Annotated in this window: 10 protein-coding genes; 3 read left to right on the top strand and 7 right to left on the bottom strand. The window is 55.2% G+C overall.

Annotation, left to right across the window (positions count from 1 at the left end; translation table 11 throughout):
• Positions 1 to 15: 15 nt before the first annotated feature.
• From phnE to IM304_RS21520, 5 genes are all read right to left on the bottom strand, one after another.
• A complete protein-coding gene (gene phnE, locus IM304_RS21540; RefSeq protein ID WP_032646912.1) occupies positions 16 to 795 on the bottom strand; it encodes a phosphonate ABC transporter, permease protein PhnE in 780 nt (259 codons plus the stop codon).
• Positions 796 to 912: 117 nt separating this feature from the next.
• On the bottom strand, positions 913 to 1,929 hold the full coding sequence (phnD, locus tag IM304_RS21535; protein ID WP_193356750.1) for a phosphonate ABC transporter substrate-binding protein: 1,017 nt from the start codon (positions 1,927 to 1,929) through the stop codon (positions 913 to 915).
• 23 nt (positions 1,930 to 1,952) lie between these two features.
• The gene (gene phnC, locus IM304_RS21530) at positions 1,953 to 2,741 is read right to left on the bottom strand and encodes a phosphonate ABC transporter ATP-binding protein (RefSeq protein WP_176608930.1); all 789 of its coding nucleotides are present in this window, start codon (positions 2,739 to 2,741) and stop codon (positions 1,953 to 1,955) included.
• 164 nt (positions 2,742 to 2,905) lie between these two features.
• Positions 2,906 to 3,358 (bottom strand): VOC family metalloprotein YjdN, encoded by a 453-nt coding sequence (gene yjdN / locus IM304_RS21525; RefSeq protein ID WP_148422147.1) that lies wholly within the window; start codon positions 3,356 to 3,358, stop codon positions 2,906 to 2,908.
• A gap of 80 nt (positions 3,359 to 3,438) precedes the next feature.
• Positions 3,439 to 3,774 carry a zinc ribbon domain-containing protein YjdM gene (locus tag IM304_RS21520; protein WP_148422145.1) on the bottom strand — a complete coding sequence of 112 codons (336 nt, stop codon included), beginning with the start codon at positions 3,772 to 3,774 and terminating at the stop codon, positions 3,439 to 3,441.
• A gap of 589 nt (positions 3,775 to 4,363) precedes the next feature.
• Here IM304_RS21520 and crfC point away from each other — a divergent pair.
• Both crfC and IM304_RS21510 read left to right on the top strand, forming a co-directional pair.
• Positions 4,364 to 6,718 (top strand): clamp-binding protein CrfC, encoded by a 2,355-nt coding sequence (gene crfC, locus IM304_RS21515; protein WP_193356751.1) that lies wholly within the window; start codon positions 4,364 to 4,366, stop codon positions 6,716 to 6,718.
• A complete protein-coding gene (locus IM304_RS21510; RefSeq protein ID WP_193356752.1) occupies positions 6,715 to 7,593 on the top strand; it encodes a diguanylate cyclase regulator RdcB family protein in 879 nt (292 codons plus the stop codon). The genes crfC and IM304_RS21510 overlap by 4 nt, the downstream gene beginning before the upstream one ends.
• 34 nt (positions 7,594 to 7,627) lie before the next feature.
• Here IM304_RS21510 and kdgT read toward each other — a convergent pair whose 3' ends face one another.
• Positions 7,628 to 8,620 carry a 2-keto-3-deoxygluconate transporter gene (kdgT, locus tag IM304_RS21505; protein WP_148422285.1) on the bottom strand — a complete coding sequence of 331 codons (993 nt, stop codon included), beginning with the start codon at positions 8,618 to 8,620 and terminating at the stop codon, positions 7,628 to 7,630.
• Positions 8,621 to 9,269: 649 nt separating this feature from the next.
• Between kdgT and proP the strand changes: the two genes are divergently transcribed.
• A complete protein-coding gene (proP, locus tag IM304_RS21500; protein ID WP_148422140.1) occupies positions 9,270 to 10,772 on the top strand; it encodes a glycine betaine/L-proline transporter ProP in 1,503 nt (500 codons plus the stop codon).
• Positions 10,773 to 10,805: 33 nt separating this feature from the next.
• Here the strand turns inward: proP and IM304_RS21495 are convergent, their stop codons facing one another.
• Entirely contained in the window at positions 10,806 to 11,759 is a 954-nt protein-coding gene (locus tag IM304_RS21495; RefSeq protein ID WP_193356753.1) for a nickel/cobalt transporter, read from the bottom strand.
• Positions 11,760 to 12,024 lie beyond the last annotated feature (265 nt).

Raw genomic sequence — 12,024 nt, 5'->3', positions numbered from 1 at the left:
ACAAAGCCTCGCTTCTCAGATGAAGTGCTTACGCAAACGTTGAGAAAGGAAATCCAGCAGGCTGACGGTGACGATGATAAGCACCATCAGCGCACAGGTTTGCTGGAACTGGAAACCGCGAATCGCTTCCCACAGGGTGACGCCAATCCCGCCTGCGCCGACCATGCCGACAACGGTGGCGGAGCGGACGTTGGACTCAAAGCGGTACAGAGAGTAGGAGATGAGCAGCGGCATGACCTGCGGCAGCACGCCGTAGAGGATCTCTTCGATTTTGTTCGCTCCGGTCGCGCGGATGCCTTCCACCGGGCCAGGCTCGATGGCTTCGACCGCTTCCGAGAGCAGCTTGGAAAGCACGCCGGTGGTGTGGATGAACAGCGCCATCACGCCCGCGAACGGACCTAGGCCGACGGCCACCACGAACAGCATCGCAAAGACCATTTCATTGATGGCGCGGCAGGCGTCCATCAGGCGGCGCATGGGCTGGTATACCCACCACGGCACGATGTTTTCGGCGCTCATCAGGCCAAACGGAATGGAGAGGATCACGGCGAGGGCGGTGCCCCAGACGGCGATTTGCAGCGTGATCGCCATTTCACCGAGGTAGTCCTGCCACTGGCTGAAGTCCGGCGGGAAGAAGTCGGCGGCGAAGGTGGCCATGTTGCCAGAATCCTTGAAGAGCAGCAGCGGATCCATCTCCGCGCCCTTCCAGGAGATAACGAGCACCGCCAGCAGAATGGCCCAGCTTATGAGCGAGAACCAGCTGCGTTTTGGCGGTGGGAGAGTGATGGTTTGCATGTTGACTCCTTTGGGTTTAGTCCCCTCTCCCTTGAGGGAGAGGGTTAGGGTGAGGGGGAAATGTGCGCGCTGATGCCCTCACCCCGGCCCTCTCCCACAGGGAGAGGGAGAAAAGCATTACTGCACCGCTTTATTCACGCTGGTCATGGCGCTCAGCGCGGCGGTCAGACGGTCGAGATCTTCCAGCTGCGCCTTAATTTCCGACACTTTGCTGGTCTTCTCCTCTTCCTTCAGACCCGCGTTATCCTTCACGCCCTGCATCTGTTTAAACAGCGCCAGCTGGCGAATCGGGACCAGCTGCAGATCGCTTGAGGCACGGAACGGTGCCCAGCCCAGACGCTCAAGAACCCCTTTCTCTTCCGGCGTTTTGCCGTAGTTCATGAAGAAGTCGTAGACCTTGTCCTTGGTGCTTTCGGAGAGATTTTTGCGCCACACGATCGGGTCGCCGGGGATCAGCGGTGATTTCCAGATGACCTTCAGCGCCTTCAGCTTGTCCGGCGCGGAGGTCTTCAGCTTGTCGAGGTTTTCGGTGTTGTTGGTGGCGACGTCCACCTGCCCGTTCGCCACGGCCAGCGCGTTGGTTTCGTGCCCGGCGTTCACCGTGCGTTTGAAATCGCTGGCGGAGATGTTGTTTTTCGCGAAGACATAGTAGCCCGGCACGAGGAAGCCAGACGTCGAGTTCGGGTCGCCGTTACCAAACGTCAGCGCTTTGCGTTTGGCGATCATGTCGCTGAGGTTGTTGATCGGGCTGTCTTTGTTAACGATCAGCACGCTCCAGTAGCCCGGGGAGCCATCTGCCGCAACGGTCTGGGCAAAAACCTGACCGTTGGCGCGGTCCACCGCTTCCATGGCGGAGAGGTTGCCGTACCAGGCGATATCCACTTTATTGAAGCGCATCCCCTGGATGATGCCCGCGTAGTCCGGGGCGAAGAAGGCATTCACTTTGATCCCCAGTTTGGTTTCCATGTCCTTCAGGAACGGTTCCCACTGCGGCTTCAGGTTTTGCTGTGATTCCGTCGAAATGATGCCGAAGTTCAGCGCTTTTTCCTGTTCCTCGGCGTACGCCGGGCTTAGCAGGGTGCTGATGCTGAACATGCTGGTGAAGGCCAGCGCGGCAACGGCTTTGTAGTTCATTTCCATTCCTCGTTATGCGGACGTTAAGCAGCCTGCGCGCGCTCTTCGACGCGGTTTACGCTGCGGTAGAGACGATCAAAACGTTCGTTATCAAACTGGTGGCTGGCGCCATCGAAGAAGACATGCCCCTGACGCAGGGCAACGATCCGCTCGCAGTAGCGCAGGGCGTAATCCACCTGATGCAGCGTTACCACCACGGTGATGCCGTCGTGCTTGTTGATGTCGCTCAGGGTCTCCATCACGATGCGGGCCGATTCCGGATCCAGCGAGGCGATAGGCTCATCGGCCAGAATGATTTTCGCTTTCTGCATCAGGGCGCGGGCAATGGCCACACGCTGCTGTTGCCCACCGGACAGGGTAGAAACACGCTGGTGGGCGAAATGGGCCATGCCGACGCGGGTCAGCGCCCGTAAGGCGTCTTGCTTCTGGGACGGGGAGAACCAGCGCAGGCAGGTGCGCCAGAACGGGGTGCTGCCGAGCGCGCCAATCAGCACGTTCTCCAGCACCGTCAGGCGGTTTACCAGGTTGAACTGCTGGAAGATGCAGCCCGTGCGGGCGCGGCTTTTACGGATATCGCTCGCCAGGCGGCCCGCGCGCTGTACGGTGTTACCCAGCAGCTCAACGTGGCTTTCCGGCGTTTTATCACCGGTGATGAGGCCGCTTAAGTGGCGCAGAAGGGTGGATTTACCTGAACCAGACGGCCCCAGCAGCGCTACCATTTCGCCCTGCTGGACGGTCAGATCAACGGCATGCAGCGCCCTGTTGTGATTGAAGGTCTTGCTCAGTTTCTCGACGCGGATGACAGTTTGCATGTGCTGGGCCTCACGATAAATGTGGCCTCATGCTGGCGCATCAATGTGACATTTGGGTTAAGTGTTGGTTGCGGGAATTTGAAGAGTTGTGCGGAGTTTGATGACAGCCACGCCAGGCCCGGTGAGCCAGGCGTCACCGGGCGCGGTTGCCGGATGCGCAGCGCTTATCCGGCCTGGGACGGTTGCTGTTGCTTAACGACGTTAATCATCCACGGTACGCCGTATTTGTCGGTCACTGTGCCGAATCCGTGCGCCCAGAAGGTTTCCTGCCAGGCCATTTCGATAGTGCCGCCATCGGCGAGGTTGTCGAACCAGCGCTTGCCTTCCGACACGTCCTGGGTGTCGAGCACCAGCGTGAATCCGGCATACTGCGCGCTGCTGCCCGGCGGCAGCCCGTCGCTCATCATGATATCGCTGCCGGCAATGCGAACGTTAGAGTGGGCGATGGCGGAGTCCGGGAAGTTCATGCCCGACGGACAGCCTTCATCGCTGTTTTCGTCTTTTGGCATTTCGCCGAAGGTGATTTTATAGAGAAGCTCTGCGCCGACGGCCTGCTGGTAGAAGGCGGTGGCTTCTGCACAGTTGCCGGCGAAGGAGACGTAGGGACTTAAGGGCATAATCATTACCTCAGGTAAGAGAAGCCCGTTAAGTGTAGTACCCGTCAGCCCGGTGAGCGAAGCGCGACCGGGCGGGTAAATCAGTTCTTTTTCACAAATTCAGATTTCAGCTTCATTGGTCCAAAGCCGTCAATTTTGCAGTCGATATTATGATCGCCTTCCACCAGACGGATGTTTTTCACCTTGGTACCAATCTTCAGCATGGAAGAACTGCCTTTAACCTTCAGATCTTTTACTACGGTAACGCTGTCGCCGTCTGCCAGCAGGTTGCCGTTTGCGTCTTTCACAATCAGCGTATCGCTGTCCGGTGCAGGCTCCGCATCATTCCATTCATGGGCGCATTCCGGGCAAATGAACATGCCATTGTCTTCATAGGTGTATTCAGAATTGCATTTCGGGCAGTGTGGAAGTTGCATGTTGGTATCCTCAAAAGTGTTAACACGCTGGAAAATGCCAGCAAATGACGGCAGGATGCCGAAAAAGGCAGCGAGTATAGCGCAAATCCCCACTTTTGTCGGTGATATTATCTTATAAAAATAGCGTATCAATGCTGCCGGGTGAGAGGTATCGTCAGTCATTTAAGGGACGCTTAAGTCCCTAACGGCAGCGATGGTAATGATGCTAACGATATCGAATATTTTATTACAGCAAATTGCTACGCTGTGTCATTTCGGATAAGGTGAAGCCACAAGCCGTTATTTATCCATCTTCTCTTAGCCTATACATCTTTTGGTGACGGGGAATACCTCTCTTTTTTAGGGGGGGGGAATAACGGTGATATATCCTGAAGTTTTCTGAAAATGAGCTCTGTCTATTCGCTTTTGGCTTTCTGGCCAGGGGATGCTTTACACGCGTTACAACAATGGGAATTAAATTTCCATTGCCTTCAGTACGTTGTATTAAATGAACATGTTTTCCATACATGGTCATATAAGCCTGAAAAGCATAATTAAAAAAAGTGGCTTAATAAAAGTAATAAATTTGCGTTAAGGAAAGGCTTTTATCATGCACACACAGACCATATTTGAATTAAGCCAGGAAGCCGAACGTTTGTTGCAGCTCGCGCTGAACAATCTTGCTTCATTAAAATCAATACCGATAGCTAAGCTGGATAGTACAGCCGCTGCGATGAGCGGCATTAATAACAACGTTTTGCCATTACATTTCAGCGCGCGTGGCGTCGATGCGCAGCAGGCGATGCTGAATAATGAATTACGCAAAATAACCCGCCTCGAAATGGTGCTGGCGATTGTTGGCACCATGAAAGCGGGGAAATCGACCACCATCAATGCCATTGTGGGCACCGAGGTGCTGCCCAATCGCAATCGTCCGATGACGGCGCTTCCCACGCTAATCCGCCATACGCCGGGCCAGAAGGAGCCGGTTCTCCATTTTTTGCACGTTGCGCCCATTGATATCCTGATTTCTCAGCTGCAGAAAAAATTGTCCGATAAAGATCGCGGCAAGCTGGCGCGGCGTCTGGAAATAGACAAGGACATGAACACGCTGCTGGCGCGCATCGAAAAAGGCGAGGCGTTTGAAAAACATCATCTGGGCGCAGAGCCTATCTTTCACTGCCTGAAAAGCCTGAACGATCTGGTACGCCTTTCCCAGGCGCTGGGCGTGGAGTTTCCGTTTTCCGAGTATGCGGCGATTGAAAATATTCCGGTGATTGAGGTGGAGTTTGTGCACCTCGCCGGACTGGATGCGCACCTTGGCCAGCTGACGCTGCTCGACACGCCGGGGCCGAACGAGGCCGGTCAGCCGCATCTGCAAAAAATGCTCAGTGAGCAGTTGGCGCGCGCCTCCGCCGTGCTGGCGGTAATGGACTATACCCAGCTCAAATCCATTTCGGATGCAGAGGTTCGTCAGGCGGTTTCGGCGGCGGGAAAATCCGTGCCGCTTTATGCCCTGGTTAATAAGTTCGATCAGAAAGATCGTAACAGCGATGATGCTGAGCAGGTGCGGGCGATGATCTCCGGCACGCTGATGAAGGGGAATATTTCGCCTGGGCAGATTTACCCCGTTTCATCCATGTGGGCCTATCTGGCGAACCGCGCCCGCTATGAGATAAACGCCCACGGGCGGCTTCCCGATCATCAGGATCAGCGCTGGGTACAGGATTTTGCCGAGGCCGCGCTGGGCCGACGCTGGCGAACGGCGGATCTGGACGATATCGACCATATTCGCCACGCGGCAGATCTGCTGTGGGAAGATTCGCTGTTTGAGCAACCGATCCGCAGGCTGATTTACGCGGCTTACGCCAACGCCTCGCTGTTCGCGCTGCGTTCGGCTTCGCATAAGCTGCTTAATTACGCGCAAAACGCCCGAGAGTACCTGGACTTTCGCCATCAGGGGCTGACCGTCGCCTTTGACGAACTGGAGCTGAATATTGCCCGTCTGGAAGAGGATATGGCGATGCTCAGGCAGCGGCAGAGCGCGGTAAGCGATGAGGTGCAGCATGAAGTCGAAGAAGCCCTCAACGCAGCGGATGCGTTCCTGCTTCGCCAGAAAGAAGCGCTTCGGCAGGCGCTAGGCGACATTTTTAGCCGTCCTTATCTTCTTGATTTAGCAGGACGTGAGTCAGCCTGCGCGCATGCTGACGACGTGGACGGGATCCAGCAGCTGGTGCTTGAAGATGAAGGACAGGCGCAGATTTTGCTGAATAAGATCAGATCGTCATGCGAACCGATCGTGCTGGATGCGCAGAGCAGGATTAGCCGGGAGCTGGCGCTACGCTTCGATCAGCTGGAGTCCACGCTGGCCCGCTCGCTGAACGAGGCCATACGCCCCATCGAGACGCGAATTAAAGAACAGCTCAGCCATGCCGGTTTTCGGGCGCGGATCAGCTTTCCGGCGTTTCAGGCGAACCAGCTTAATTTCAATACGCGCGGGCTGTTTAATGATGCCATTGTGCGGGACACCCCTCCAGCCGATCGGCCTTCAGGGACGGGCAGCATGCGGGAGACCGTCTCGCGCTGGCTCAATAATCCGTCCTGGGGCTGGGAGGAATATGTGGTGACCCGCACACGATACGTCATCAACATCGCTCAGCTCCGTGACAACTTTACGCAGCATACCGATCGGTTTTGCGATCAAATCCGTAAAGCTTTGGCTGCGCAGGTCGATGTTTCTGTTACGGCGGGTATGGCAACGTTCTTTGCGGAATTTTCGTTATGCCTGACCGGTTTACAGGAAAGCTTGCGTGATAGCCTTGCCGTGCGGCAGCAAAATGAGCGTTCAACCCGGGCGCTTAGCCAGCAGCTGAAGCAAAGTATGACCACAGCGGCGTGGATTCAGGAAGATACCCGACTGTTACGCGATGATATTCAAACCTTATTCGCGGCAGAGCAACCATGACAACACGGCTACTGGACGGTCCCGGGCGGACGCTGGAGTGTATTCATCCCAAATTTATGGTCGATCTGGTGCAGGGGGTGGATGCTGCGCGTCATTCCCTCTCCGGGCCACAGCAGCTGCAGTTTCGTGAGCGTTTGACGCAGGAAATCATTATGCACGCCCGGCTGCGGGCGTGGGCCATGGCGGGAATGCTCAACGAAAATGCAGCATTACGGATGGGGCTGGCGGAGAAGCTGGCCGGTATGCTCGATCCCGGGCACCTGGCGCTGACCCGTATGACCGACAGGCTGGTAGCCCTGCGCCAGCAGGTTAATCCACGCCTTCCTCAGTCTCCCGGAGTGTTACAGCAGTACGAGGCGCTCTCCGCTCATTTCAGCCAGCGTGCCGCCTATAAAGAGAAAGCGCTTGCCCAGCGCGGCCTGATGGTTCAGGCAGGGGAGCACAGCGAGCAAATCTTTACCCGCTGGCGGGCCGGGCAGTATGACGGCTGGTCGCTGGCTGGCCGCTGCTATATTGTCCTGGAGGAGCTGCGCTGGGGGGCCTTTGGCGATGCCTGCCGCCTGGCAAATCACGATGTGGCGGCAATGCTTAAGGATAACCTGCGCAGCATGGCGGCTAACTATCTGGCGCAGGGGATCAATGCCTCTCCCACGACCCGCCATTTTTATCATCAATGGCTGACGACGCCCGCTTCTCCCGATCTGACGGATTATAAAGATATGCTGGGCTGGCTGGGGGACTGGTGTCAGGCGGATAACCACCCGCTGTGCTGGTCGGTGACGCAGAGCTGGCAGACGGTTGCGTTGGGGATGCCGAGGCTCTGTTCGGCAAAACGGCTGGTAGATGGCATGGTGGAGGAGATTTTTGGCGCGTGAGATGCCCCCTCGTTGGGAAGAGGGGGCGACAGGATCAGTGGTGCATTTCTACCGCTTTTGGTTCTGCCTGAGTCTCCGGAACCTGTCCAAAGCGTCTGGCGTACAGCGCCGTGATGATCGGCACCAGAATTGCGGTCACTATCACGCTGGCGGCAACCAGAGCTGTGGCGGAGGCCGCAACCGGTTCGAAGGCCGGGTTAATCTGGGCAATAATCACCGGGTTGGCTACCGCAGCGCCCGCTGCTGACGAGGCGGCCACGCCTGCCGTTCCGTTGCCTCCCCCGATTACGCGGTCTGCAATAATCAGCGGAATACCCGTGATGATGATAACTGCCACACCCAGCACAATGCCCAGCAGGCCGGTTTCCAGGATCACGTTCAGGTTGATGGTATTGCCCAGCGCGAAACCGAAGAATGGGATCAGCACCGGCGTAGCTTTGCTGAAGAAATCGCGCAGATCGTGATCGAGGTTACCCAGCGCGAAGCCGATCAGGAATGGCAGAATTGCGCCGACAAAGTGGTGAGGTTCAAAGGAGGCGAGGCCCGCAGAGCCCAGGATCAGCATGGTCATCAACGGACCCGACTCCAGGGACATCAGCACGAACGCGCCGGACTCTTCTTTAGTGCCGTATTGATTCATCAGGCTGGCATACAGGCCACCGTTGGTCATATCCATCGCTGAGACAATCGCCAGAACGGATAACCCGGCGAAGAATCCGGTCTGGATCCCATTCTCCGGAATGAACATCGCGCAGACCATGGCAACAACCCAGGCGACCGCTATTTTAGTAATAACCAGCGTCCCCGATTTACGTAATACCGTACCTGTTGCACGTAAGTTAATAGACGCGCCGATGCAAAAGAACCAGACGGCCAGAATCGGTACCGTTCCGGTAATCATTCCTTTTGTAAAACCACCAAAATAAGCGCCGGTATTCGGAGCCAGCGTATTTAATATCGCACCAAGTACCAGCGGGACCAGCATCATCCCACCAGGGATGCGTTCTATTGTTGCTTTAATCTTCATCATTAACCCTCACATCTCGCCCGCTTGGCTGGCGGAAAGCTTTAAAAAAATAGCTCAATAAATTCAACTAATTGGCTTATGGACAGGCCAGTTAATTGGTCACTTATGCTGTAAAGCGAAATACTGGCTTTCATGCAGACTTCGCTTGAAAGCCGTTGAGAAATCGTGTTCGGATTTATGATGCGATCTTTGGAATTGTGATTCAATGAAAATAAAACAGTGTTTTAGTTATCTTCGTCACATATTCAATGTAAACCGCGTTTCCCGCTGTTAATTATTAAATTTTGTGTAAATTCGATGTGAAGAAATGTGATTTTTTTTGGTTTTGAAAGGAATAATAACGCCCGTGAAGATCTCTTCGTGAAGGAGATTGCGAATGACCTTAATTCTCGGGAATTGACAAAAGCTGAAGCCACTTTACGAAGGCGAAAAATATATGTGAAGTTGATCACATATATAAACGCTGGTAGGGTAAAAAGGTCATTAACTGCCCAGACAGGCGTCAACAGGTTCGGTTGTATCGACGTAAAACGTCAATGTAAGTAAACCTGCTACGCTTGAATAAGGAGATTCGCATGGAGCGGATCCCTGGTTCACAGAGTGCTAAATACGCTGTGAAACGGACGGGGCTGAGTCTACGAGGAAAGCTATGCTTAGAAGGAAAAAGGTTAAACCCATCACGCTGCGCGATGTCACCATTATTGATGACGCTAAGCTGCGCAAAGCGATTACGGCGGCCTCGCTCGGTAATGCGATGGAGTGGTTCGATTTTGGCGTCTACGGCTTTGTTGCCTACGCGCTTGGTAAAGTGTTCTTCCCTGGTGCCGATCCCAGCCTGCAGATGATTGCCGCGCTGGGTACGTTCTCTGTTCCCTTCCTTATTCGCCCTCTCGGTGGCCTTTTCTTCGGCATGCTGGGTGATAAATATGGTCGCCAGAAGATCCTGGCTATTACCATCGTCATTATGTCGATAAGTACATTCTGTATCGGCCTTATTCCCTCCTACGCCACCATTGGCATATGGGCGCCGATTCTGCTGTTGATCTGTAAGATGGCACAGGGCTTCTCCGTTGGCGGCGAATATACCGGCGCGTCGATTTTTGTCGCCGAGTATTCTCCGGACCGTAAACGCGGCTTTATGGGCAGCTGGCTGGACTTTGGCTCGATTGCCGGGTTCGTCATGGGCGCGGGGGTCGTGGTGCTGATCTCAACCGTGGTCGGGGAAGAGAACTTCCTCAGCTGGGGCTGGCGTATCCCGTTCTTCCTGGCGCTGCCGCTGGGCATCATCGGTCTTTACCTGCGCCACGCGCTGGAAGAGACGCCTGCATTCCAGCAGCACGTAGAAAAACTGGAGCAGGGCGACCGCGAAGGGTTGCAGGATGGCCCTAAAGTGTCGTTCAAGGAGATTGCAACCAAACACTGGCGCAGCCTGCTGACCTGTATTGGCCTGGTGATCTCCACCAACGTCACCTATTACATGCTGCTGACCTACATGCCGAGCTATCTGTCGCATAACCTGCACTACTCGGAAGACCACGGTGTGCTGATTATTATCGCCATCATGGTGGGTATGCTGTTTGTGCAGCCGATTATGGGTCTGCTGAGCGACCGCTTTGGCCGTAAACCATTCATCATTCTCGGCAGCGTCGCGTTGTTCGCGCTGGCTATTCCGGCCTTTATCCTGATTAACAGTAATGTGCTGGGGCTGATTTTCGCCGGTCTGCTGATGCTGGCGGTGATCCTTAACTGCTTTATCGGGGTGATGGCTTCTACGTTGCCGGCAATGTTCCCGACGCATATTCGCTACAGTGCGCTGGCGGCAGCCTTCAACATCTCCGTTCTGATTGCGGGCCTGACGCCGACGCTTGCCGCTTCACTGGTGGAGAGCACGCAGAATCTGATGATGCCTGCCTATTACCTGATGGTCATTGCGGTGGTCGGCCTGATTACCGGTATTACCATGAAGGAGACGGCGAACCGTCCGCTGAAAGGGGCAACGCCCGCGGCGTCCGATATTCAGGAAGCGAAAGAGATCCTGCGTGAGCACTACGATAATGTAGAGCAGAAGATTGAAGATATTGACGCAGAGATTGAAGAGCTTCAGAAAAAACGCTCTCGCCTCGTTGACCAGCATCCGCGAATCAACGAGTAATAAAAAAACCCGCCGCTGGCGGGTTTTCTTTTATTAGCATCCTGCGGCAATGTAGTCGCCGCCGGCGCTGACGGGGATCACCGTCAGGAACAGGACGGTCGCGAAGAGGATAAGAACTATCCCGCCGGCAATTTTGACCAGCGGAACCATCCCGCTCAGGGAAGATCCGCCGCCAAACCAGGCCACTGTGCGTTCACGGGCGTAACGTACCGCCAGCGACAGGCCCATAATCGACAGCGCCGTGCCCAGCGACATCGTCATCACCGCAGCAATGCCCCAGCTGATGATGCCAAGCGCATTCGAAAACATCAGAATCATGATTGCGCCACTGCACGGGCGCGCGCCAATTGCCAGCACTACTCCCAGACGGGTTTTCCAGTCGCTTTTTGCGAGATCTAACCCCACGCCGTGATGGCCGCAGCCGCAATGCTCATCGTGCTGGTGAAGCGGCGTGAGCGTGTTAATCGTCAATTTGCGCGGGCGCAGGCTTTTCAAGGCCTGATAAATGATAAACGCCCCGAAGGCGGCAATCAGTACGGCGCTGATTTTCTCGACGTACCACCGGCTGGTGCTGATATCCCCGGATGCGAGGTTTAAGCCCACCGCCAGGATAAAGACAAAGAGGATCGCGCTGACGCCCTGCATCAGGCTACCGATAAACGGTACGACGCGCGCCGCGAGCTGGCTCTCTTTATTGGTGGTGAGATACGTGGCGACGATAAATTTGCCGTGCCCTGGCCCAATGGCATGGAGTACGCCATAAAAGAAAGCGCCGGTTACCAGCCATAGCCCACCGCTGTACTGGTGGTTATTAAGCTGCAACAGATACATCACCAGATAACGGTGCAGGGCGATCTGGGCAGCCAGGCACCACTGGAGAAAAGCATTCCAGTGCGCGTGAAGGGCAAAACCTGCAATGAGTAACACCAGCACGATGAGTCCGGCTGCAGGGATGCGCCAGTCACGATGAAGACGTTGTGTCGTCATAAGGTTGACCTGCGAGGGAATTATTTGCCGCTAGTATAGTGGATCTTCGCTTTCAATTCGTTGGATCGCACAGGGATCGTCGATGAATTGTGGATAACTCTGTGCGTAAAAGGGTATAAGGCGGGGTTTTGCTGGGGAATACAGCAGTCAGTCATTTTTTTGCAACTTTTCTGTTGCGGTCGCTCGGGAACTCCCTATAATGCGCCTCCATCGACACGGCGGATGTGAATCACTTCACAAACAACCCGGTCGGTTGAAGAGAAAA

This window comes from Enterobacter cloacae complex sp. P40C2 (assembly GCF_014930695.1).
In the GTDB taxonomy this organism is placed as follows: Bacteria; Pseudomonadota; Gammaproteobacteria; order Enterobacterales; family Enterobacteriaceae; genus Enterobacter; species Enterobacter pasteurii.
Note: the sequence above shows the minus strand (reverse complement) of the source record. Positions and strands in the feature narration are given on the sequence as shown.